The organism is Psychrobacter sp. PG1, from assembly GCF_014897815.1.
GTDB lineage: Bacteria > Pseudomonadota > Gammaproteobacteria > Pseudomonadales > Moraxellaceae > Psychrobacter.
In genome coordinates this window covers 38,110-62,684 of record NZ_JABUZG010000071.1, presented here as the reverse complement: position 1 = coordinate 62,684, position 24,575 = coordinate 38,110, and the positions used below count along the sequence as shown (strand labels likewise).

Annotated in this window: 21 protein-coding genes; 9 read left to right on the top strand and 12 right to left on the bottom strand. The window is 43.9% G+C overall.

Annotation, left to right across the window (positions count from 1 at the left end; genetic code table 11):
* Positions 1-34: 34 nt before the first annotated feature.
* On the bottom strand, positions 35-598 hold the full coding sequence (locus tag INT03_RS11430) for an NUDIX hydrolase (RefSeq protein ID WP_045453478.1): 564 nt from the start codon (positions 596-598) through the stop codon (positions 35-37).
* A gap of 591 nt (positions 599-1,189) precedes the next feature.
* Between INT03_RS11430 and INT03_RS11425 the strand changes: the two genes are divergently transcribed.
* On the top strand, positions 1,190-1,924 hold the full coding sequence (locus tag INT03_RS11425) for an NUDIX hydrolase (RefSeq protein WP_193009044.1): 735 nt from the start codon (positions 1,190-1,192) through the stop codon (positions 1,922-1,924).
* Between the two features lie 62 nt (positions 1,925-1,986).
* On the opposite strand, the gene INT03_RS11420 is transcribed toward INT03_RS11425, so the two are convergent.
* The 3 genes from INT03_RS11420 to nhaA all read right to left on the bottom strand — a co-directional run bounded on the left by INT03_RS11420 (position 1,987) and on the right by nhaA (position 5,350).
* Complete coding sequence (locus INT03_RS11420) at positions 1,987-3,351, bottom strand: oxygenase MpaB family protein (protein WP_193009043.1); 1,365 nt, start codon at positions 3,349-3,351, stop codon at positions 1,987-1,989.
* Between the two features lie 62 nt (positions 3,352-3,413).
* Positions 3,414-3,998: a DUF2799 domain-containing protein gene (locus INT03_RS11415; RefSeq protein WP_193009042.1), complete on the bottom strand. Its 585-nt coding sequence runs from the start codon at positions 3,996-3,998 to the stop codon at positions 3,414-3,416.
* 149 nt (positions 3,999-4,147) lie between these two features.
* Entirely contained in the window at positions 4,148-5,350 is a 1,203-nt protein-coding gene (nhaA, locus tag INT03_RS11410) for a Na+/H+ antiporter NhaA (protein ID WP_193009041.1), read from the bottom strand.
* A gap of 518 nt (positions 5,351-5,868) precedes the next feature.
* Here nhaA and INT03_RS11405 point away from each other — a divergent pair.
* Entirely contained in the window at positions 5,869-6,624 is a 756-nt protein-coding gene (locus INT03_RS11405) for a TSUP family transporter (protein ID WP_193009040.1), read from the top strand.
* 112 nt (positions 6,625-6,736) lie between these two features.
* Here the strand turns inward: INT03_RS11405 and INT03_RS11400 are convergent, their stop codons facing one another.
* The 3 genes from INT03_RS11400 to radC form a co-directional block, all read right to left on the bottom strand.
* Entirely contained in the window at positions 6,737-8,113 is a 1,377-nt protein-coding gene (locus tag INT03_RS11400; protein ID WP_193009039.1) for a dicarboxylate/amino acid:cation symporter, read from the bottom strand.
* Positions 8,114-9,013: 900 nt separating this feature from the next.
* Positions 9,014-11,959 (bottom strand): acyl-CoA dehydrogenase, encoded by a 2,946-nt coding sequence (locus tag INT03_RS11395; RefSeq protein WP_193009038.1) that lies wholly within the window; start codon positions 11,957-11,959, stop codon positions 9,014-9,016.
* A gap of 349 nt (positions 11,960-12,308) precedes the next feature.
* Complete coding sequence (radC, locus tag INT03_RS11390; protein ID WP_193009037.1) at positions 12,309-12,992, bottom strand: RadC family protein; 684 nt, start codon at positions 12,990-12,992, stop codon at positions 12,309-12,311.
* 127 nt (positions 12,993-13,119) lie between these two features.
* Here radC and coaBC point away from each other — a divergent pair, with 127 nt between their 5' ends.
* Together coaBC and INT03_RS11380 are read left to right on the top strand one after the other, a co-directional pair.
* Positions 13,120-14,523 (top strand): bifunctional phosphopantothenoylcysteine decarboxylase/phosphopantothenate--cysteine ligase CoaBC, encoded by a 1,404-nt coding sequence (gene coaBC / locus INT03_RS15130; RefSeq protein ID WP_193009036.1) that lies wholly within the window; start codon positions 13,120-13,122, stop codon positions 14,521-14,523.
* Between the two features lie 39 nt (positions 14,524-14,562).
* Positions 14,563-15,345, top strand: coding sequence for a sulfite exporter TauE/SafE family protein (locus INT03_RS11380; RefSeq protein ID WP_193009035.1), 783 nt, complete (start codon positions 14,563-14,565; stop codon positions 15,343-15,345).
* Positions 15,346-15,393: 48 nt separating this feature from the next.
* Here the strand turns inward: INT03_RS11380 and INT03_RS11375 are convergent, their stop codons facing one another.
* The 3 genes from INT03_RS11375 to INT03_RS11365 all read right to left on the bottom strand — a co-directional run bounded on the left by INT03_RS11375 (position 15,394) and on the right by INT03_RS11365 (position 18,348).
* Positions 15,394-16,311 carry a histone deacetylase gene (locus tag INT03_RS11375; RefSeq protein WP_193009034.1) on the bottom strand — a complete coding sequence of 306 codons (918 nt, stop codon included), beginning with the start codon at positions 16,309-16,311 and terminating at the stop codon, positions 15,394-15,396.
* A gap of 118 nt (positions 16,312-16,429) precedes the next feature.
* Complete coding sequence (locus INT03_RS11370; RefSeq protein WP_193009033.1) at positions 16,430-17,245, bottom strand: YbjN domain-containing protein; 816 nt, start codon at positions 17,243-17,245, stop codon at positions 16,430-16,432.
* A gap of 68 nt (positions 17,246-17,313) precedes the next feature.
* Positions 17,314-18,348 (bottom strand): hypothetical protein, encoded by a 1,035-nt coding sequence (locus INT03_RS11365; protein ID WP_226951688.1) that lies wholly within the window; start codon positions 18,346-18,348, stop codon positions 17,314-17,316.
* 133 nt (positions 18,349-18,481) lie between these two features.
* Here INT03_RS11365 and ccmA point away from each other — a divergent pair, with 133 nt between their 5' ends.
* From ccmA to ccmE, 5 genes are all read left to right on the top strand, one after another.
* Positions 18,482-19,111 (top strand): heme ABC exporter ATP-binding protein CcmA, encoded by a 630-nt coding sequence (ccmA, locus tag INT03_RS11360; protein WP_055124780.1) that lies wholly within the window; start codon positions 18,482-18,484, stop codon positions 19,109-19,111.
* 139 nt (positions 19,112-19,250) lie between these two features.
* On the top strand, positions 19,251-19,907 hold the full coding sequence (locus INT03_RS11355) for a heme exporter protein CcmB (RefSeq protein ID WP_045444605.1): 657 nt from the start codon (positions 19,251-19,253) through the stop codon (positions 19,905-19,907).
* A 241-nt stretch (positions 19,908-20,148) separates the two neighbouring features.
* On the top strand, positions 20,149-20,937 hold the full coding sequence (gene ccmC, locus INT03_RS11350) for a heme ABC transporter permease CcmC (RefSeq protein ID WP_060491821.1): 789 nt from the start codon (positions 20,149-20,151) through the stop codon (positions 20,935-20,937).
* 44 nt (positions 20,938-20,981) lie between these two features.
* Positions 20,982-21,203, top strand: coding sequence for a heme exporter protein CcmD (gene ccmD, locus INT03_RS11345; protein WP_193009032.1), 222 nt, complete (start codon positions 20,982-20,984; stop codon positions 21,201-21,203).
* A 271-nt stretch (positions 21,204-21,474) separates the two neighbouring features.
* Complete coding sequence (gene ccmE / locus INT03_RS11340) at positions 21,475-21,975, top strand: cytochrome c maturation protein CcmE (RefSeq protein WP_045453493.1); 501 nt, start codon at positions 21,475-21,477, stop codon at positions 21,973-21,975.
* 266 nt (positions 21,976-22,241) lie between these two features.
* Here ccmE and INT03_RS11335 read toward each other — a convergent pair whose 3' ends face one another.
* Both INT03_RS11335 and INT03_RS11330 read right to left on the bottom strand, forming a co-directional pair.
* Positions 22,242-23,090, bottom strand: a complete 849-nt coding sequence (locus INT03_RS11335; protein ID WP_193009031.1) for an aldo/keto reductase — start codon at positions 23,088-23,090, stop codon at positions 22,242-22,244.
* A 324-nt stretch (positions 23,091-23,414) separates the two neighbouring features.
* The gene (locus tag INT03_RS11330) at positions 23,415-24,374 is read right to left on the bottom strand and encodes a MetQ/NlpA family ABC transporter substrate-binding protein (protein ID WP_193009030.1); all 960 of its coding nucleotides are present in this window, start codon (positions 24,372-24,374) and stop codon (positions 23,415-23,417) included.
* Between the last annotated feature and the right edge of the window lie 201 nt (positions 24,375-24,575).

Genomic DNA, 24,575 nt, shown 5'->3' with positions numbered 1-24,575 from the left:
ATTTTTTATAAGGTTATTTTTTATATGCTTAGAGCTAGTAGCGCTTGATCGCTTGGTCTTTACCGATGATATCCTGATGAATAGGGAAATTTTCATGGTTATCGTATTGCTTGCGGTCAGCAAAGTAGCTTTTTAGGGTGCGACGTACCGCTTCAAAGGCAAGTTTGTCCCATGGAATGTCTTCTTCGGTAAATAACGCACAATCGAGACTTTCAGAGCCGATGCCATAAGCGCCGTCTTTTAGCTCAGTGATATAGATACTATAAATTTGCCCGATATCAGGAATATCATATAAGCAATATAAATGCGGATTGATGACGACCGCTTCTGCTTCTTCAAAGCTTTCACGAGCGGCCCCTTCTGCCATGGTTTCGCCATTTTCCATAAAGCCAGCTGGCAGTGTCCATAAGCCATACTGTGGCTCGATCGCGCGGCGACATAGCAGTACCCGATGCTTATGCACAACGAGTGAGCCACAAATCACTTTTGGATTTTCATAGTGAATATAGTGGCAATTGGGGCATACCAAGCGTGGGATATTATCCGTGGCTGGTATTTTGCGTTCCGCTTCATGACCGCATTGTAAACAATAGCGCATATTAACTGCCTTATTTAATGATAAATCTACATGATAAATAGAAATGAGAAAAAGGATTGTCGTTCTTTGAAAAATTATGATTCTTATTTTATAAAATAGTATGACTTTAGCTTATCAGATGTTAGGTGATCATAGCTGTTAATCCTAAGATAACACAAATTCTCATCACACTGGCAGTGATAATAACAAGCACACAGGTTTGCGCAACTGCTTACGGCTACGGTTGCTATCAATGAATGTATCAGCAGGCAAAGCAGGACAGTCACATAAAGTATATGCAGTCACGATAAGATTGCGCTAGGCTAGACTCACGCTAACTATTGAATGATAGCTTTACCAATAACGAGAGTAATGGCTGCCGCGACTGGTGTTGTTGTAAATCAGGGCAACCTGCAAAGCGCGCGCATTTATCAGAGTAGGGGGTATTAAAAAATGCCACTTTACGTCGCCAAGCATGACGATGAATGAATGGAAAGCAACATGTAGATGTGATACGCGTAGCAATAACACTGGCGCAAGCGTTGTACACATTGCGAGAGATAAGCTCCACCATCCGATGCTTAATTCTAATAAAAATATAGGGCAATAATCATGTTACTTCCCCCGCCGTCGCTACGTTTTGATGAATTTTCAGTCGCTGTGCCGGACTTTATTCGTTATCCCACTATTAGAACGCTGGCGGAACGGGTGCAGCATGAGACCTTAAATGCCGTCACCAGCCCTGCGTTGTATGAGGCTAGCACTTCTCGTAGCACTCGCATTCTAGATAGCTTGTATCAAACACCCATTGCCGATGCCTCGGTATTGGTTGCCATTACCCATGAACGCCATCCAAAACTGCTACTAACACGCCGCGCTGCGCACATGAACAGCCATGCTGGCGAGGTCTCTTGCGTCGGTGGTAAACATGACGCAGGCGACGGTAATAATGTCGTCACCGCTTTGCGTGAAGCCTGTGAAGAGACCGCACTACCACCTAATAAAGTCCAGCTAATTGGTCAATTGCCCATTCAAACCTCTAAAAGTGGTATGAGTGTGCGTCCTATTGTGGCGCTGATTGCGCCTGATTTATTATTAGTACCTGAGCTTGGCGAAATCTCGCGCATTTTTTGGGCAGATTTTGAAACCTTGCTGACTCAGCCTACTGTCGAGTATGCGGTAGAATATGCAATGCAAGATAAGATCGCGACCATTCTCACGCCTAGCTGGCAAGTGGATGGTGAAACGGTTTGGGGTCTGACAGGACGAGTCATTGCCAGTCTGTTAGAAACAGGCTTTGATCGCCAGCTTGAGTGGTATTATCGTATCCAAAATACCCGCAATTAATCCGTAAGGCGACTGACGTTTAATCATTATTCGTTTATTTACTATGCTTTATTTATAATTGCTTACTTATAATATTCGTCATTTTTCTTTAGCCACCAGTTCATATTATCTTGGCGTTTGGCGCGGAAAGCTTCTAATTTTTCGGCTATCGTTTGATTGTGTTGGCGTGCCGTATCGAGCGCAAAGAGAATCGGCACCGATGATAAGACACCAAAGCGGATTTTTGATTTTGGCAAATCCAGCCCATCGCCGATATCATCGCCGACCAAGGTACGGGTCACGCTAGCATTAACCATCTCAACGAAACGCCCCCGCCGATTGTCTTCGCCCATCAGCTGACGTGGCAAATCATGCAGAGCCTTGGCTAATGGTTGCCCCATTTTAAAATCAAGTTGCTGAATTGATAAATAAGTATAGAGCCATTCCCAACAGGCGGTTTCATCTTTTGGCAGGCGATCTAAGTCAACGCCCATCCAATAGCTGGCAAGATTCCATAGATGCAGGATGCCTTCCGCTTCTTCAGTGCTGATGCGTGCACCAAGCAGCCGTAAGCCGCGCATAATCAACAATGAAAACTGCAAATGAGTAGCAATCATATCGGTTTGGTTGATAGGAAGACCCCAATAGGCGGTATTCCAGCTGCCATCTGGATTATGGTGTTGGTCGGCATTTGGTATGACGCCTTTAGCAGCATTGCCTTTACCTTTGAGCAAGTTTTGCCGTACTAAAGTATGAATTTGCCGCACTTTGATCGATTGCCGCCAACCTTCAGAACCAATCGCCAATACTTGCTCGATAGGCTGACGGTTATTGCGTGCACTCGTATTCGAATTATGTAATAGTGGATGTTCAGAGACAGCTAGGATATAAGCGTAAGTACGCATCAGGCGCGGCAGCGCATCATGCATCAATGCACCTGTCTGAATGAGCGGCAGGGAGAGGGCAGGAATGCTGTAGCCTGCCATCAGGGCGACATTACGTAATAGCCAAATCAACATCAGTGGATAGCGCCGATAGGCAACCGCGCCGATTTGGGCGAGCTTGGGGTTGAACCAATCAGGATGACGGCTAAATTGTTCAGTCAAAGCGTTAAATGCAGGGTTATTTGCGAGGTCAGCGTCGAAGTTATTGCTGTTGTCGCTGATAATAACTTGCTGTAGGGGCTTTGCAAAACGAAGGCCATCAGCGGCTAACGCATCTGCCAGTGAATCGCCAATATCGTAGCCCGTTACTATTTCATTTAATAAATCTTGCGAGATAACAAAATCTTTTGGTAGCAAATAACGTCTAATGCGCTTTAAGACTTGCAGGTCGCTATGGTCATCAATCGCGGTCGTCCGTCCGTGACGCTGATAAGGTTTTATTGAGGGCTGTTGGTGACTCAAAGTATCGGCCGTCTGTTTATCAGTTATGTTGATTGAATCCATATTTATCAAATGCCTTTTTACCAAATGCTTTCCTATTAGATCATTTCACAAAGCCAATAATATTAATATCTATTTGACTGGTTTAGAGCTTCTAATTGTCTTTGCGTGGTATTCATACGGCGCTTGGCTTTACGCAGCTCGTCGGCTAATGACAGCAATCGCGCGCGCGCTTCTTTTTCATTAGCAAAGTCTAGCATCGCCCCACTTTCTAGCTGATCAAATTCTTCTTGGTAGGCTGCTATTAGGCGTTTATCTTTGTCTAGCTGACTGTCTAAGGTGTAATAGTCTAAGCCTTTTTGATTGGCAGTTTGCAGGGTATTCGCCAAGGTTATTGGACAGACATTGTTTAGCTGACGTCCGCGTCGACCAACATTGTAAGCATTACTGGTCGTGCAGTATTGCTTAAGCCCCAGCTGGCGACCTCGCTCCCATGCTAGATAGTTGGGGGCAACACTGGCCTTGGCACAGGCTTTGGCATGTGATGCGAGACGGTCTGATTGGTAACCTACCACGCCATCATTATAGCCAATAGCCTGCCAGTCACCAACGAGGCACTCCTGCTTAGAGAGCGTGGCACAGCTTGATAGTAAAACAATGCTACCAAGGAGAGCTAACATTAACGAAGGCCGCGGTGCAAACTGTCGCATGATTACCTCTTCTATGGCTATTGATTCAAGCCCAAACATGGCTGATGAAAAATACTTTTAATCAACCATGTTCGGATGTCAAAACAGGTGAACTATCAAATAATAAGCCACCGATAAGCTAAATCGCCTTTAAGTGGCTTGTTGTCCTATTAATGAGGGCGAGTCAGATCGACTGATGTGCCGCTTGCATTGTCTTTTAGGCTGACTTTAAGCATGAGATAACCGGCAATACCAGAGACGATTGAACCCATAATAATACCTAGGCGTTCATCGAATAAGGCTGTGTCACCAGCAAATGCCAAGCCGCCGATGAACAGACTCATGGTGAAACCAACACCACAGAGTAAGGCTGCACCGTAAATCTGCTTATAGTTCATGCCTCTTGGCATGGTTGAGATGCCAAGCTTAAATATCAACCAGCACATGACCATTACACCAACTTGCTTACCGATGAATAGACCGGCTGCAATACCAAGTGGTACCGAATGGAACAGCTCAGCGAAGCCTGCACCTTTGAGGGATATACCTGAGTTGGCAAACGCGAACAACGGCAAGATACCGAAGGCAACGGTATTGTGTAGATCGTGCTCTAGCTCTTCTAGTGGTGAATGCTCAGGATCAGTACGGTCAAACATAGGAATAAATAGGGCTAAAACCACCCCAGCCAAGGTGGCATGGATGCCAGATTTGAGTACCGCAATCCACATGATTACACCGATCAGCAGATAAGGCGTGATGCTGGTGACGTTGCGACGATTAAGCAGGTATAGAAAGGGTAGGCATAAACCTGCCACTGCTAATGACTCTAATGACAAATCACTGGTATAAAATAAAGCAATGATTAAAATTGCGCCAATATCATCAAAAATCGCAATCGATACTAAAAATACTTTTAAGGAGTTGGGAACGCGGTTGCCTAACAAGCTCAAAATACCTAGGGCAAAAGCAATATCAGTCGCGGCTGGAATCGCCCATCCTTTCCAAAACTCAGGCTCGTTATAGTTAAAGAGCAGATAAACAATCGCTGGCATGATCATGCCACCGAGTGCCGCACCAGCTGGCAGGATGATTTGCTTGACGTTAGACAGCTCGCCGATTAAGACTTCACGTTTTAGCTCAAGTCCCACTAAGAAAAAGAAAATCGCCATCAAACCGTCATTGATCCAATGATGAGCGTCTTTAGCGATAGCGAACTCACCGATTTGAATGGCAACGGGTGCGTGAATAAAGCCTTCATACCACACATTAAGAGGGGAGTTGGCAATAATCATTGCAGCAATGGCAGCCAATGCTAAGACGATACCGCCCGCTGCCTCAAATTCAAAAAATGCTTTAATCCTGCGTATTGCCATATCATCCTCATTTGCTAAATACAATTTACTAAACACGAATTATAAAATAATCCAATAACCTCAAATAATCTATGTCACGACTCATAAAGACATGATAGAAAGCAACAGTTTCTCATACTCTTATTGATATAGACAACAAAATACGTCAACCAAAAGTTATAAGTGCCGCTTGTCACCTCAATAATAGCGATATTATAAAGTCGATAGAACAGACAAAAGCGTGATAAGTCATTAAATCTTTTTAATCGATCACTGCTTATTTTAGAGGCTTATTGAGCCTTTAGACAAATCTAGCAGACTTTTTTACGTTTTTGGCTTTTTTTAGCGTTTTATCTTTATAATGAGCAGCATTTTGTGATGTTATGTCACAGCTTTGATACATATCAGCAGTACTACTACTATTGGCTAATAAATAGCAAAGTTGGTAGCAATACTGATAGTGATAATTTATTCTCAGTTCCTACAGCCAGTTTTTAGGACTTTCTTATTTTTCATCATAAAATTTACAGGTCAGCGTCATGGATTTATCGCTTTCGTTAGAGGTTATATTAATGCTTACCGCTGTGGCAGCGTTGGCAGGCTTTATTGATGCCATTGCTGGTGGTGGTGGATTATTGACGATTCCCGCCATGTTGCTTGCTAATATTCCACCAGTGCTGACACTCGGTACCAATAAGCTACAAGCCGCGTCAGGTGCGTTAGCAGCTTCTATTACGATGATTAGGAAAGGGGTGGTCAAACCGCAGCGCATTAAAGTGGCTATTATTGGCGCTTTTATCGGTTCTGTTATCGGTACTATCGCCGTACAGATGTCACCGCCGGATCTGCTTGAAACACTAATTCCGTTTTTGATTGCGGCTATTGGGATTTATACCTTGTTTGCGCCTCGACTCGGTGAAGTAGAAGCCGCGCCGCGTATCTCAGAAGGCAAGTGGCAAAAAGTGGTTGCACCATTAATTGGTTTTTATGATGGTTATATTGGACCAGGCACAGGGATGTTTTTTGCGCTCGGCAACGTGGCGTTGCGTGGTCGGCAAATTATCGAAGCGACAGGCGCCGCAAAGGTATTGAACTTATCGACCAATATTGGCTCGTTAATATTCTTTATTCTGGGTGGTAATGTTTTGTGGAAAGTAGGGCTGGCAATGATGGTGGGACAAACGATAGGCGCGTATTTTGGCTCTCATATGGTGGTCAAAGGCGGTAGTAAGCTGATTCGTCCGGTGATTGTATTGGTGTGCTTGGCGATGATAACCAAATACGTTTTTGGTTGATTCTTGTCCATCAAGGAAATATATTTAGCGAAGCAAAAAAAACCTCAGCCAATATGACTGAGGTTTTTTTTATATCGTTAATAAACTAACAACATCTATTCAATGCAAGTGACTAGCGACGACGATCGATATCATCGTACTCACTGCCCATGATCCCATCACTAAAGACTTCAGAGAATTCACGCTCATTGTCTTCATCAATGTGACCATCGAACACGTCTTTTGCGCCAGCGTTAGGATCGTTATAAATAGCTAAGTCCATTTTGCCTTCTGATTTTGCCACAATAGCGGTCACAGCAGCATCGCCACCGACGTTCACTGCGGTACGTAACATATCAAGGATACGATCCACACCCAAGATTAAGCCAATACCTTCGATAGGTAGACCGACTTGGGCAAATACCATGGACAGCATAATCAGACCAACACCCGGTACACCAGCGGTACCAACAGATGCCAAGACGGACATTAGAATGACAGTTAGATACTCAGTCACGCCCAAGTCAATACCATAAATATTGGCAATGAAAATGGTCGCAGTACCTTGCATGATGGCGGTACCATCCATGTTGATGGTCGCACCAAACGGAACAGTAAATGAAGCAACTGAGTTATTTACACCCATACGCTTGGTGACTGTACGCAAGGTAATAGGAATCGTCGCATTCGAGCTTGAAGTACTAAAAGCAAAAATCTGAACTTCACGCATTTTTGCCAAAAAGGTTTTGATGGATAAGCCTGAAGAGACTTTGAGTACAATCATCATAGTGACAAAGAAATGGAATACCAATGAGCCGACCAATACCGCCACATAACCGAGCAGTGACCAAATCAAGTCTAAACCCAACTCTGCCATCGCTTTGGTCAATAGAGCAAATACACCATAAGGCGCAAGATTCATAATGATGGTCACCATTTTTAAGATGACTTCATTGATTAATTCTAAGCTCTGCACTAAGCCTTTGGCAGGTTTACCCACCATCAAGATACTAACACCGATCAAAATAGCAAAGAAAATAATCGATAACATATCACCATTTGCCATCGCACTGATGGGGTTTGATGGGATAATGTTAGAGAAAACATCAAGTAGAGGCGGCGCTGAAGCTGCTTCAAATGCCGCTTCAGTTTCGATATTCATACCTTTGCCGATACCAAATAGCACGCCAAGCCCAATCGCCGTTGCAATAGCGAGTGCAGTGGTAATCATATAAATAATGAACGTTTTGGTACCAATACGACCAAGCAAACGAATATCACCAATACCGCAAACACCGCAAATCAATGAGATCAACACCAAAGGCACGACTAGCATTTTTAACGAGTTGACAAATAGCTTGCCGACAATGGCGAGGAAGCCATTGGTAATGTACGTATGAATGAAACCGCCTTCAGCGTTCAGTCCTGAATAGTTTATAAACAATCCCAGTATGATACCGAGTATCATAGCGACAATAATCTTGCCGGTCAGTCCCATATTTTTCCACATAACTTATATCCTTTGTGTACGTGCCCCAGTAGCGAATAGATAGGCTGCTCACATCAATGTGATTGTTGCCATTATTATCACCGCTCTTGCTACGTCTATTAAATTCTTTCAACTTCCACTTAGTGTCACGTTTTCGGGGCACAATATAAAATAATTGTTAAGGATACTGCAACGTTTTTTTATGACTAAGGTAATATAAATCAATAGTTAAGTTGTCTGCGCCGAATTTTTCGCGAGTAAAGTAGGTAAATGACAAGGCATATTGACCAATATTAAGGCGTGTTGAACATTCAAAAATAGATACTGCTGATCGCTAAAACTGTTCCAGATAAGGCGTAAAACAACGGTAATGTTCATGCCTTAATTAGTTTTATAACACATTTCTTATATGGAGCTGGGAGAATTTAGTATTATTTCCAATATTAATAGAGAGAGACAGGGCTGTTTTTTACCATTTCATTGTTAAAAGTAGACGCTTAGAATGACTAAGCTGACTATTTTTAATGTTGAGCTGCCTAAAAAACAGTCTTTGTCAATTGCCATGGTTGAATCATCAAACACGCCTTAATGGTTAAAAATGGCGATTCATAACTAAAAAAAGACTGCTCAAATGGGGCAGTCTTTTCTAAGTGAATGATCAGAATGTATCGTGCAAGGCTTCTATAGTCATTCCACTATAAAAGTATTACTGCGTTAACCTCGCTTGAAGTATTAAATATACATCTACACTCGGTTGCCTTGTACTACTTTTAAATTGAAACGACTATAGCAGCCTTAACACCTATTGTTTTTTAAATATTTTAAGCCTGATTCTTTTGTGTCTTGTTATTTCAAAGCTTGTTATTTCAAAGCCTATTGTTTCAAAGCTTGTCATTTTAAGAATTATCAAAGCTTTTGACTTTAGACTTTGTCACTTTCATCACGGCGTAGACCATCCTGCCATTTAGGATTAGTAGCGGCAGGGTTGTCTATATTATCCTTCACATTTTCTGCATCTTCAGATATTTCAGAACGCTCTAGGTCGTCAGCATTATGTTGATTCAGACGATGGTTGTTACTCATGCGTTCGCTTAAGTGTGACTCTGCATCACGGTGGCGATGATCTAGTGCTTCCACCTCAGGCTCAGACTCATCAAAGTCGGTCTGTGCACGTACCTCCTCAATGGTATCTTGCTCTTTGACCATTTCTACATCACCGTCATTCTCATAACCATGATTGGGATTGGCATCGCCAGTGGGTTTGTCTGTACTGACGGGCGTAGCCAAATCATTAGAGTCGACATCATTTTCAGCTGTCATGTTTGTCACAATGCCATTTCTAGCTTGCGCGTTATTTTTCAATTGTGCATAGTCCGTTAATTGCTGTACAGCATTATCAAGGCTGTGTGGATTGGTGCGCTCTTGGGCATGCAATAAATGTTTATCGAACACATCAGTCAATAATGAGTCAAAGCGTATGGCGTTGTACTGAATAAGCACTTCAGCTTCTTCTTCGGTAATATCGCCGTTTTGGCTGGCATATACCACATGATCCTCAAAAGTAAGCCCTTCAAAACTGTCTTTGTGTTCAGCCTTTTTAAACCTCTGCCATAATGGCTCGATGCTAAGTAACGTTTGATAAGCGTGTTCCATACGTCCAGTGACATCATCGGCTTCAGTATTATAATAGACCATGGTTTTGAGATAATCACGGAACGGGTTGGCTTCAAAGTCATCCATAAAAGCATCGCCCAGCTTGCGTTTAAGCTCATCGCTTGGCGGCGTAAAGATAGAGCCGCTGGGGAAAGTCACAAAACTGACCAAACTGGCCGCCATACGATTAGGGAAGTTTGCAAAAAAGGCTTTAAAAGCTTCTTGAATGGTATATAAGCTATTTTGTAAGGCAACCTCAGCATGCAAGCGTTCGGACGCTGATTTAGTACCATGCTCATAAAACTGCAAAATAGCAGTACTAATGAATAAATGGCTATGAATATCAGCTAAGCGTCCAGACAGCATCTCTTTACGTTTTAAGTCACCAGCGAGCAACCCTAACGCCATATCAGCCGTTAAGGCAAAACTTGCGCTCAGGCGGTTGATGTGTTTGTAGTAGGGACGAGTAAAGCTGTCCGCGAAGCTTGGTGCATGATTACTGCCACCGACATAACCTGCGACAAATGCCTTTGCGCCGCGATTAAAGGTATAACCCAAATGTTTAAAAAACAGTGTGTCGAACTGTTTGAGTGCGCTTTCTTTATCTTCGCTTTGCAGCAATTGCAGCTCATCAAAGAGATAAGGATGGCAACGCATCGCGCCTTGACCAAATATCATGAGCGAGCGCGTCAAGATATTTGCGCCTTCAACCGTGATAGATACTGGAATTGCCTGATAAGGTGTGGCCAAAAAGTTACGTGGACCCATCTGTACCGCGCGACCACCAACCACATCCATACCGTCATTGACCACACTGCGCATGGTTTCAGTCGCATAGTATTTTGCCATTGCTGTCATCACTGATGGTGTGCCGCCTTGGTTCAGACCGCAGGTGACGAGGTGACGAAAGGCTTCTAGCATATAAGTGTTACTGGCCATGCGGCTGGTAGCGTCTTGGACGCCTTCAAACTTGCCAACAGAGATTTTAAACTGTTCGCGTACTTTGGCAAAAGCACCGACAGACAGATACGTCATTTCACTGGCTGAGGTTGATAAAGCTGGTAAAGAGATGCCGCGACCAACGCCCAAGCACTCCATCAGCATACGCCAACCACGACCTGCATTTTCGACGCCGCCGATGATGTAATCTAGTGGAATAAAGACGTCTTTACCATCGACTGTACCATTCATAAATGGCGAGCCAATTGGATTATGGCGTGGTCCTATGATGACACCTTCATGGCTGGCAGGAACGAGCGCACAAGTGATACCGTAATCGGTCTTATCAGGATCGCCAAGCAAACCTTCAGGATCGTGCATCTTGAATGCTAACCCCACGACCGTGGCGATAGGTGCGAGGGTAATCCAGCGCTTAGAAAAGTTCATACGCAAACCGAGCACTTGCTCGCCCTCGTGCGTACCATAACAAACCACCCCTGTATCTGGAATCGCACCAGCATCGGAGCCTGCTTCTGGGCCCGTCAAACCAAAGCAAGGTACCTCGTCACCTTTGGCAAGACCGGGTAGCCAACGCTGTTTTTGTTCGTCTGTACCGTAATGCATCAACAGCTCACCAGGGCCGAGCGAGTTTGGCACCATACAGGTAACCGCAGCGGTTGGCGAGCGTGAAGCGATTTTGCTCATGATACGGCTTTGTGCATAAGAGCTAAAATCTAAACCGCCAAACTCTTTTGGAATGATTAAGCCTAAAAATCCATTGGCTTTGATAAATTGCCACGCTTCAGGCGACAGCTCTTTGTCTTCATGCTGAATTTTCCATTCATCAAGCATGGCACATAGTACTTCTACTTCATTATCAATAAAGCTTTGCTCTTCTGCCGACAGCTCTGGATAGGGATATTGAGCAAAAGTATCCCAGTCAGGTGCACCCATGAATAGCTCTTTTTCCCACCAGCTGGTACCCGCATCGAGTGCTTCGCGCTCGGTATCGCTCATGCTCGGCATTGCCCCGCCCAAAGTCTTGTAAACAGGTCTGGTAATCAGTGACTGACGAATAGGGGCGACGAGCAAAACGATGCAAAGTAAAGCGATTGGTATGCCCAAAATGAGCGACCAAGGACTGATAAAGGCGGTGACAAGGACGGTAACTAGGGCAACGATACTGCCTGTGACTCGTGATAGGGACAATAAAAATATGGCCAAAACCATGGCTAATTGAATAATGATTGCCAAAATAAATAAGCCAATTGCCATGACTGTCTCCTTTTATAACGCTAAACCAAAAGCGCGAAAAATGTGTGTGTATTAAAGTATTTGAATAAATCTTGTTGTTATTTTTGCTGATGTTTAAGGGTCTGGTGACCAAATTAAACCAATGAGCCGTTATGGATTTTGTAGCATATTTTATGATAAATTTTAATTTGTTGAGCATTTTACAAAAGTGGCTTTGATAACTGTCTAACCAGTGACAGACAAATAAAAGACAAATTTAGCTATCAATATGAAACAGTTGCCGATAACTATCAATAGCTAAAATGCTACGCTGTGTCGATTATATGTATCAAGATTTTCTCATATAGGCAAAAATAACAGTCGTAATCAGTTATCCAAAAGGCGCTAAGCCGCTTTCTGCATAAGATAGTGTCTCATTGCGTCCAACAATGATGTGGTCTACCAAGGATAAATCGATTAAATCGCAGGCTTTCTTTAGCTCGTAAGTTAATAAGTTGTCCGCCGTTGAAGGGGTCGCATCGGTATGCGGATGATTGTGTGCGACGATGAGTTGGCTGGCGGCGTGACTCAAGGCATGACGCAGAACGTGTTTGATACAAACGGAGCAAGAGGAGATGCCGCCAGTAAACAGTATCTCAAAATTAATGAGATTTAACGCATTGTCTAAGCAAAGTACCGCAAAGACTTCACGATGCTCCCCGCGCAGCTGAGTGCTGATATAGTCTTTGACCATTTGCGAGCGCCCAAGTGCGTGACCAGTTTTAAGCTGACTGTCCAAATAACGCGTGCCCATCTCAAGTGAGGCCAATATCTGCGCGTATTTGGCAGGACCAATACCATGACAAGCCAGTACAGCCTCTTGCGGCGCTGCCAATAATTCTGCCAAGCTACCAAATTGTTCGATCAAATGACGCGCCAGCTCGATAGCTGACTGTGACTGCGTACCTGTGCGCAGAAATATCGCTAATATCTCGGCATCAGATAAATGCGCTGCCCCAAATTTTAGTAGTTTTTCACGTGGTCTATCATCTTCATGCCAGTCTTTAATCGCCATTGTCACTCCTTGAGAATGGATTGCTGCCAGATATATTGAGTAAATACGGAAATTCTTACCCAACTTATCTCATAATTGTTACTATAAGCGCAATTTTATCTTTCAACTTTTTATTGATGCCATGCTTATGTCCAATATTGTGCTTGCTATCACTGGCGGTATCGCCGCTTATAAATCTGCTATCTTTGCCCGCCTATTAATCAAGGCAGGCTTTGAGGTGCGTGTCATTATGACCACAGGGGCACAAGCTTTTATTACGCCACTGACCCTGCAAGCTTTGACTGGGAATGAGGTGCATATCTCATTACTCGATGAAAAAGCAGAAGCGGGGATGGGGCATATCGAATTGGCGAAATGGGCAGATTTAATCATCATTGCCCCAGCCTCTGCCAATACGCTGGCGCGTCTCGCGATGGGCATGGCTGATGATTTATTGACAACCGTATGCCTGGCAACGGCGGCACCAGTCATCATTGCGCCGGCCATGAATCAGCAGATGTGGGCGCACCCTGCGGTCAATCTCAATGTACAGACCCTGCGCGATATGAATTATCAAATTATTGCGCCTGCTAGCGGTGAGCAAGCCTGCGGTGATGTGGGAGCAGGGCGTTTGCCTGAACCTGAGCAGCTCTTGGCAGAAGTGTTATTATTTAACGCCATGCAAACCACGCCGCAATTATTGGCAGGTAAACGCGTGGTAATTACTGCAGGACCGACGGTAGAAGCTATCGATCCGGTGCGCTACTTGTCCAATCACTCTACTGGCAAGATGGGCTTTGCATTAGCACGTGCGTGCGTGGCTGCTGGTGCAGACGTTATCTTGATTGTGGGCGGCAAAGTGGCACTGCCGACACCGCTGAATGTCACACGTATTGATGTATTGTCGGCTAAAGAGATGCTGATGGCGGCGCAGCAGTGCGTGGATGGTACGCACAGTGCGCTACAGTATGTGCCTGAAGATGAGCACGACCATTCTCACGATCACGACCATAGCCATCAACATGAACATCATGGCGAGTGTGATTGCGGCGATGATCATAGCCACAGTCATAACCACAGCCATGAGATTGATGATGAGGAGCATGCTCATAGCGAGAATCAAAATGTAATGGCGGATATCTTTATCGCCACGGCTGCTGTCGCTGATTATCGTACTGAAGAAGCTGCCCCGCAAAAAATTAAAAAAACCCAAGATGCTATGACGCTGAGTTTGGTCAAAAATCCTGATATCTTAGCGACGATTTCGCTTGCGCATCCAGCGCTGTTTGTAGTCGGTTTTGCGGCAGAAACGCAAGATATCGAGCGCTATGCTCGTGGCAAACTGGTGTCTAAAGATCTAGATTTGATCGCTTGTAATGATGTTTCCCGAGCAGACATTGGTTTTGCCAGCGATGACAATGCCATGCAGGTATTTTTCTCAGAGCGTTATGAGCACGATAGCGTCACACTTGAGAAGGCGAGCAAAGATAAGATTGCAGAGCAGTTGGCTGGCATCATTGGTGAGACAATATGGCAACGCCACAATGCCTAGTTATGTCACTATTAATCCAGATATTAGGTCTTAATGTTTATGGCTAATATGATGGATAGTGATAGCACTCAGACGTTGTTATTGATGGTAATCTTTGCGCTGGCATCGTTGCTACACGGTATTAGTGGGTTAGGTGTGACGTTGGTGACGACCACTGCGCTTGCTAGTATCTATCCGTTACCACATGCTATTGTGTTGGTCATTTTTCCGTCATTATTGCTTAATGCCATGACTTGGCTCGCGGGTGGCGACCGTACGATCTGGCAAAATTTTATCTATTACGGCAGGCGCTATTGGTTACTGGCATTGACCAGCTTACTCGGTAGTATTCTAGGCGCGAAGCTCTTACTATGGGTCGATAGCGCCTATATTTTATTACTATTGGCAGCGGTTATTGGTTTTTACGTCATAAGCAGCTTGCTTGGTAAGCAACTCCGTCTACCTGCTACCAAGCCTGTGTTAATCATCGTTGGTTTTAGTGCAGGGGTGATTGGTGGCTCGACCAATGCCATGTCGACCATATTGATGATGTATCTACTGTCTGCCAGCGATGATAAAAACACCATCGCCAAAGTCGGCAACATGTGCTATTTTTTGGGTAAAATTGCCCAAATTATGGTATTACGTGAACCTATTATGGCGCTCAGCAGTGGTGAATGGCAGCTGATTATTCTACTTAGTGTACTATCGATTGCTGCGCTTTTAGTTGGCATCCGCTTGCGTCGCTATTTGCCTCAAGCGCGCTTTCGTCAGCTTATTTTATTGATACTTACCGTGCTTGGTATTCGTGTCGGCTGGCAGGGAGTCATGGCATTTTTATAAGATAGCTCGCGAGGCAGCTGGCTGCTTAGATGCTATTTTATGCGCGCGTTATTTTGTTATTTCATTAAAAAATATCTGTTGCGCCAAACGAAAGGTATTACAGTGCGCTTCAACCACATCGTCGATATCTTCTGAATAGCCACCACCCATCACGATAGCGATAGGAATTTTAGCGGCTTTTGCTTGGCGTAATACATATTCATCACGTGCCTTACAGCCCTCTATCGTCAGCCCTAACTTTCCTAATTTATCAGTTGCCAGCACATCGACGGCGGATTGATAAAATATCATATCTGGCGCAACGTCGCTAATCAAACGTGGTAATGTCGCCTCTAGTGACTGCAAATACTCCGCATCGCCAGTATCATTGTCTAGCTCAATATCCAAATCTGATACTTGCTTTCGAAATGGATAGTTTTTTGCGCCATGCATGCTAAACACAAAAACGCGCGGCTCACCTGCCATAATACTGGCATTGCCATTGCCCTGATGGACGTCTAAATCGACCACTAAAATCTTTTGCGCCTGTCCACGATTTAATAGTAAATTACTCGCGATACAAACATCATTAAACACGCAAAACCCTTCGCCATGATCAGCAAACGCATGATGCGTGCCACCTGCGACATTCATCGCCGCGCCATATTGCTGCGCATATAATGCACATTCATAAGTGGCATGAGCAATATAACGCCCACGTTCTACCAGCTCTGGTGTCATTTCAAAGCCAATGGCTCGCGCTTCCTTTCGTGGTAGCGTTTGGGTTTTCAGCTGATACCAGTAGTCCGCAGTATGCGTGGTCAAAATTTCATCTTCGCTCAAACGTGCAGGGGCAAAAAAGTTGTCGGTACTGATAATGCCTTCAGCCAATAGCCGCTCAGGAATCATGGTGTATTTTTGCATGGGAAAGCGGTGTTTTTCCGGCACGGAATATCGAAAAATATCAGAGTAAGCAATTTTTAGCATAGTGTTAGAGGATGTCTTTTTTGAAAAGTATTTTAAGGATAAATAGGTTTAAGCGCTTTAACAATAAGGTGCTGATGAGACATTGTAAAAGCTACGGATAGCTATGGTAGTCAGTTCATTACTGCACAAATTGCGTTGGCAAAAAGAAGGTTCTAGAATCTGATTGTTGACGTAGCTCGGTCAGCAATGTCGGTAAGTCTTCCGCAGGGTTTTGATTATCGATCAAATCATTAAATATCTCATTCGCGACCGTGGTCATCGCGATGACACTTTGTAATAAATGCTCGATAACATCATTACCGATGCCTACCGCTTCGACATCGATAGCGTGTTTGTAGCGTATCTCGCCATCATTAACATCCATTTCTAGATTGCCGATTAACAAGTCATAATTTATTTGAGTAATCAGTAGCATCGCCGCGCTTTGATGACTTTCTGGTATTAAAAATGGCAAAATTCCATAGACTGCTAGCAGCTTGTTTTTTTCTTGCACGCGAAACAAATAGCCGCAATCGAGACTTTTATTGCGCATTCTAAGCGATAAGTGATGTGATTGCTGACGGTCATTGTTTTTGTTGCCACTGCTTTTGGGTCGATAGTGAGTATAGTGCCATTGCTTATCACTAAAGTACTGTTTCAGAAAATCGATAATGGGCGTGTCGCTAGTTTCGTGTTGACTGGCACTCGAGTTAAAGGCGTCAGTTTCTGAGTGTTCGCTATTATTTTTGACATCAGATTCAGAATCGATTTCGGTATTATCATAAGCATCACTAGTGTCCTCATCATCTGTATCACTACTATATGTATCACTCCTATATATGTCATGAGGTTCTGTTTGCGTCATATCAATTTCAACTTCATTAGCCTGCGCTGCTGAACCAGTCAGTAACTGTTTGAGTTTTTGCCACAAGCTGAGTGTGTTACGTTGACTCATAAGTATGGTGCTGTCAAATAAATGAATGATATGGAAAATTGAGACAAATACGTTAAGACAGTAAACGACTAGGTATTAAATGCTAAGCCTTTTTTGATATTCGGTTGCTCATAAAACGCTTGTAACATTTCACGAGCATGTGCCGTCAACCACTCGCTTTCAATGGCATCGTGTACCACAGGTAATAGCGCTGTACTCAATTGGGTCATGGCTTGCTCATCAATATGAAGACTCGAAACTACCGTCGCAATAGTATCTGACTGATGATTACCATACCAAGTATCGATGCTCGCTGCCACAAGGCTGTGTAAGTAAGGTGACTGGCGCAGGCGGTTATAGCTTTGCTGAATGCTGGCTTCGATATGATCGATGCTGCTGTTGTCAGGTTCATCACGCAGATAAGTCTGTAGATGACTGACAGGCTGGTCTTTGATTCGCGCCCAACCAGTGATTAGTAATCGCGCGACTTCGTCATTTGATAAATGCTCTTGCGCATTGGCTTCTGCGCGGCGTGCTAAATCTTTAATATTACGATGCAAATACGCCTGCAGTTTTTCGTCAAGATTTCTATTGGTCGCTTTTTCAAAAGAGCTGCGCCCAAATTTCATTAGTTTACCAGCAGCGCCTGCTTTATCCAGCGTGGTTTCCATAAAGTCATTAATGGCATGATATAGCGTTTGGGTTAGCAAATCGGCAAAAGTCTCGTTGCCGACCAGCGTATGAATCAAGATATTACGCTGCTGATCGTGGCTACCAACATAATTGGCTAGGGTCTGCACTTGAGTGTCGTCCACCAGCTCAGACAACGGCACATTGTCATTGACTGGATGATAAATAATCGTATGCAAGATATCGCGAATATCTTTACGTATCACATCCGTCATCGGTTGATTGAGTAGCCAGTCATTAATCAGCTGTTGCAAATCATCGGCACTGACATATTTATTCAATGGCTGTGCAGCAAACCACTGCCATGCCTGCATCGACAGTGGTTCAGCTTGCGTGCGGAGCCATTGCTGCATAAAGGCAACTTGTGCCTCGATTAAGCCATCTACGGTTAGCGCTGGCATATCTAAATTTTGGTTATCTTTTGAAGTCTGCATAGGTTTTGAGGTCATAATAATCGACAATTTGTTATACTGTGTGGGTGGGGTAAGCATAAAGTATTATGCCATGAACGTCATCTGTGTTTGTGATGAATATTGATTGCCGCTTAATAAATAATGAGAGGTTTTGATGACAGCTCTGAATACCGCCTTACTTGCGCTTGATGAGCTGACCGTTCAGCGCGGCGAAATCCCTCTATGCGAAGGGGTTGTACTCAATCTGGCAGCTGGTAGCATTTGCCATTTAATTGGTGCTAACGGTACTGGTAAGACCACTTTATTGATGCAGCTGGCTGGGTTATTGCCAGTGTTAAGCGGTGAGGTTTATTATCAAGGAGTAGCGAATTTACCTATTCAGCCTTTGTATGTGTCGCACCAGTTAGGTATACATCCAAATCTAACGGTCGCGCAAAACCTGACCTTTTTGCTGAATTTATATGGGATTAGCCCAAGCGTTACTGATATTGATGATGCCCTCACTTGGGTCGGATTACAGGGCTTTGAGACGATTAGCTCAAGCCATTTATCTGCTGGGCAAACCCGCCGTATCACCCTTGCAAGGTTATATTTATTGACCCCTGAGGTGACACCATTATGGCTACTCGATGAGCCTTTTACTGCCCTTGATGTCGATATGGTAGCGCGAATGGAAGACAGATTGCGCGATTTTGCCCATGAAGGTGGCGCTATATTAATGACCAGTCATCAGGCCGTTGGTGTTGCCAATCAAGTGCTCGACTTGTCCGATTATATGGTTTGAATACTAGTTTGCATACTCTCAGTATAAGTGTCCCAAGCATCCGTAGAAGAGCAAATAAATGATAGAAATAGACGGTCCAGTACAAACAGTGAATAAAAGCTCAAATACTGACTTAGCTGCGGTGCGTGGTATCAGCTTTATGCAGCTATGGCGGCGCGAGTGGCAAGTCAAACAACAGGGTGCCGTGCAGTGGCTTTATCCGCTAGTGCTTTTTTTGGTCATTATCACCTTATTTCCGCTAGCAGTGGGTAGCGAGCCTGCGCTATTGCAACGCCTTGGCGTGTCGGCGGTGTGGATTGCTGCTTTATTGTCACTGGTCATGGGTGTCGATGGTTTGTTTAAGCCTGCCCTTGATAATGGCACACTGGCGCAATTGGTCGTTGCCAAAGCATCATTGCCCTTATGGGTGTTGATTCGTTTGGTTATCCATTGGATTTTTAGTAGTGGTATTGTGGCAGCGCTTAGTTTACTTGCCGTGCCTTTGTTTCAGCTTAGTTGGTTTGAGGCGTGGATATTGATGGCTTCTATTGTGACGGGCAGTCCGATGCTCTTGATGCTGTCAGCGGTCGCGAGTAGTTTGACGCTGTCATTAAAGAATGGTGCGGTGCTAGTGCCTTTGATTGCTTTGCCGATGCAGTTACCAGTGTTAATTTTTGCCACAGGAGCGGTTGATTTATTTGCCACTGGTCTCAATGGTTTACCGATACTGGCTTTATTACTAGCAGGCAGTATTATCTCGGTTTTGGTGATGCCATGGGTGATTGCCATGACGTTAAAAATGGCGTGGCTGAATTAGAAACGACATAAGCTATGTACAACTCTCTGTATTGAGAGTTTGTAATAAAAACCCCTATAAAAAACCTTTGTATTAACAGCATGTTGAAAACTGGCAATTTTGCTATAATAGTCAGTTAACTAAGCAAACAATCACTTGTAGATTTTATCCAGTGTTTAACGCCGGCAGGTTAACAGGTAGTCGCGCCCATGATGCGCTATATCGGTTACAACCAATACGCTGTGCCAATAGGTTTATTCCCATGCCCAACTTGAATAACGTCTCATCTCCTAGCTTGTGGCAGCGCATCTGGCAAGGCTTTTTGACCACTGTGGGTACCAAGCAGTTTTTTCGCATTTTTTCGCCTTGGGTCAAGTGGCTGGCGATATTAGCCAGTATTTGCCTGTTGATCGGTAGTGTCTGGGGTCTCGCTTTTGCGCCGCCTGATTATCTGCAGGGTAATAGCTACCGCATTATCTTTATCCACGTACCCGCTGCCAGTATCGCTATTTCCATCTATTTTGCCTTAGCAGTGCTCGGGGTCATTTTTTTGGTTTGGAAAATAAAAACGGCTAGCTTAGTGGCACAGGCGCTTGCTCCGCTAGGATTCTTGCTCTGTGTGATTAGCTTAATCACGGGCTCTATTTGGGCGAAACCCACTTGGGGTACTTACTGGGTTTGGGATGCACGTTTGACCTCTATGCTCATTTTGGCGTTTCTGTATGCGGGCGTGATGGCGTTATTTGCTGCGTTTGAGCATACTGCCAATCGTGGTAAAGCCGCCGCCATTTTGTCTATTGTTGGCGCAGTAAATCTACCCATTATCAAGTACTCGGTACAGTGGTGGAACACCTTGCATCAAGGCTCGACCTTTACTTTGACCGCCGCGCCTAAGATGTCAGCAGATATGTGGATGCCATTATTACTGATGATTATTGGTAGTTATTTATTAGTGGCAACATTAGCGATTTATCGTACCAATACCCTTATCTTGTATCGTGATCAAGGGAAAGCGTGGGTCAAAGAATACATTCGCGGGCAAGCTAAATGATGGTCATGACTGTCGCCAAAAAAAATCACGGCTAGGAAAATATTATGCAGCCTTACTTTTATAGCGTATCTGAGTTTCTTGCCATGGGTAAGCATGGCGTGTTCGTTTGGTCATGCTGGGCAATTACCGTTGGCATGATGCTGGCTTTTGTTATTTATAGTCGTAAACAACGACAGGCTTTAATCAAACAGTTGACCATTCAGCAAGCGCGGCAAGCACAGCGTACTGCTAAAACAACAATGCCTGTCACCAAGCAGCCTAATTAGCTAGTAGGTTCGTCCTATCTAGCGTTAGCCGTTAATTTTTAGCCACTCAATCTGCAACTTAGCACCTGATAAAGAGGTGACTGCCAAAGAGGTTATAGGGCTTATTGATTTGTCCGAAAAATGCTACCATATAGCCATTAGAAGAGTACGATTAGAAAGACATTTTTAGAACGTTTTTCTAATGGTAGTTTCTTCAAATTTTTCTGTTTTATATATTTGTATGGCATTGACTATAGTTTATAAAACAGTGACTCATCAATGAGGTAGTGGTATGAACGCAGTTCGTCGCAAAAAACTGATGTGGGTTATGTTTACGCTTGCAGGGGCGGCGATAGCCGTGGTATTGGTTCTTTATGCCATTGGGCAACAGACCGATTACTACTTTGATGCTACCGCGATTGCACAAGGTGAAGCACCACAAGATAAGCGTATTCGAGCAGGCGGTATGGTCGTTGCGGGTAGTGTCCAGCGCGCAGAAGACAATCCACTAAACGTTGAGTTTGCCATTACGGACTTTCAATCGACAGTACCAGTGACTTATCAAGGTATTTTGCCAGATTTATTTGCTGAAAACTCAGGCGTCGTCGCGACAGGTAAGATGCAGGGTGATACTTTTGTCGCTGGAGAAGTATTGGCGAAGCATGATGAAAACTACATGCCGCCAGAAGTGGCCAAATCGATGAAAGAAAACAATCGTAGCGGTGTAGTGCCTCCTTCTGAGCAATATAATCCTGCTGAAAAGGTGCATGAGACGGATACTCTACAGCAGTAATTATATAGTCCATATCATAGTAAAAGAGCCGCTAACATATTATTAGCGGCTCTTTTTTTACATGAATTTTGGTACTAGGACGTGCCCTCAGTTCAACCGATTAACCTCTAAATGGGCTAAAAACGGCTAAATTTTGCCAAACATCGTCAAATAGCTTATCAATATCTCGATATTATTTGCGCTACTTTCCTTGTTTGACGGCAATTTATCTCATTTTTAAAATGAGGACACGACCTAATAAGTTTTGGTGGTTTTTTTACGAGAACTTAGTCGTCCCATTCAGGCGAGTAATCTGGATGCTTAATTTTGCGCCCATCAGCACGCGCTAAGCTGCTGATTTTCTCAATATCATCCGCACTTAATTGTACTTTTATAGCGTCTAAGTTGCCTTGCAAATGATCAGGGTTAGACGTTTTCGGAATAGCGATACGATGCTTGTCTGCCAGAATCCAAGCCAATGATATCTGTGCTGGCGTGACATTATGTTTGTCAGCGATTTCTTTAATAATCTCATTATCGAATACATCACCGCGTGCAAGTGGTGAATAAGCTTCGAGTAGAATATGGTGATTGTTCAAAAAAGTCTGCAAGGTTTTTTGCTTGATGAAAGGATGAAACTCAACCTGATTGACCACAATCGGTACATCAGCATATTTCTCAGCTTCAATGATATTGGCAATATTAAAGTTAGAGACGCCGATATGGCGTGTCAAACCTTGTTTCTGCAGCTCACACAAGGCAGGAATGGTTTCAGATAAAGGAACACGGTCATCCGGCCAGTGCAATAGTAGCAAATCAACATAATTAGTATCTAAGTCTGCTAAAGAGCGTTTGGCGGCGGCAATCAATTTCTCAGGCTCAAACTTCATGTCATCAGGAAAAATCTTTGTGGTCAAAAAGAACTTATCCCGAGATACCCCTGATTGTTTGATACCTTGACCAACTTCTTTTTCATTGCCATAAGCTTGAGCGGTATCGATGTGCTCGTAACCCATTTTCAACGCTTGACTGACGACATCAACACAATCTTGACCAGTCGATTGCCATGTGCCAAGCCCTAGTACAGGAATATTTGCTTGTCCAGCGGTACGAATATTATAAGTTTTAGCACGCATCTTATTATCCTTGTTATTTATGTATTTATGTATTTATTGATAGAGCATCGAATCATCAATATTCTGATCACCCTCTCTATTTGACCTACCCACTATAGAAAAAATTAGCGGCAAGTAAAAGGGCAAGTGACGCTTTCCTACAAAGGACAAACAGGCTGTAACGTCATTTTTAGTAACTGATAGCCAGCAGCGCGCGGTTAAAAAGTAAAAATCGTAAAATTGAGTCCATAAAAAACGCCCATCACTATCTAGCAATGGGCGTTTACAATCGGGACGAAGACGATATTTAAGTGTTTTGGATTTAAGAGCTTTTGGCTTAAGAGCTTATTGAGCAGCAGCTTCTACAGGTGCAGGTTTTGTTGCGGTATCCGTGTGCGCACTGTGATCAGAGCCCCAGATTTTTGGGTACTTATAACCAGGGAAAGTTTCATGAGCATACTTTTTAAAGGCTTCTGAGTTATATGCATTTGTCACATCTTCGACCCATTTTTTGCCAGCATCGGCTGATTTGATGGCTGACCAGTTGACGTAAGCAAAGCTAGGCTCTTGAAATAGCGCTTCAGTCAGCTTGATACCAGCATCCGTGGCATAGTTGCCATTGATGACGGCAAAGTCGACTTCATCACGAGCACGTGGCAATTGAGCAGCTTCTAACTCAATGATTTCAATGTCGTATTTGCTGTTATCAGCGATGTCAGTTTTTGATGCCGTGAGTGGGTCAATATTGTCTTTTAGCGTAATCCAGCCAAGATCATCCATCATCACCAGCGCACGAGCAAAGTTACTTGGATCATTTGGGGCAGAGACTCTCATGCCCTTATAGACATCATCAAGCGTGGTCTTTTTACCTGAGTAAATGCCAAGTGGGGCAGTAGGTACCTGGAAAACTTCTACCAGATCAAGATTGTTTTCTTTTTTGAAGGTATCAAGATAAGGCTTATGCTGGAAGATGTTGATGTCCAAATCACCTTCAGCCAAGGCAAGGTTTGGGCGTACATAGTCAGTAAAAGCAATCAGCTCAACTTCGTAACCTTGCGCTTCCAGTGAGCTTTTCACTTGGTTACGCACCATATCGGCGAAGTCGCCTTCGGTGGTACCGATAACGATTTTGGTATGCTCAGGATCGATGTCGCTAGCGGCAGTCTCTGCTGTTGAGCCTTCAGTAACAGGCTCTTTAGTCGCTTCTGGCGCTGATGAGTTGTTGCAACCAACCAAGACTAGGCTTGATACGCCAACGGCAGCAAATGCAGTCGCTAACTGACGGCTGATATCTGTTAATTTCATGAAGCTTCCTTAATAAGAGGGATGGGATGGAGGGCAAACGCTGGCCATTAAAAAAGCAACATTAGGGATAGTAATGCTGCTAAGTTAACGACTGTTAAGTTAGTATCAAAATTAAAGGGTCTCAGTAACAAAGTCAAGCGTTTTGCTTAGGATGAATCGGCATTAAACCTTGAGTATTATTCATATTAGCGTTAACAGGCT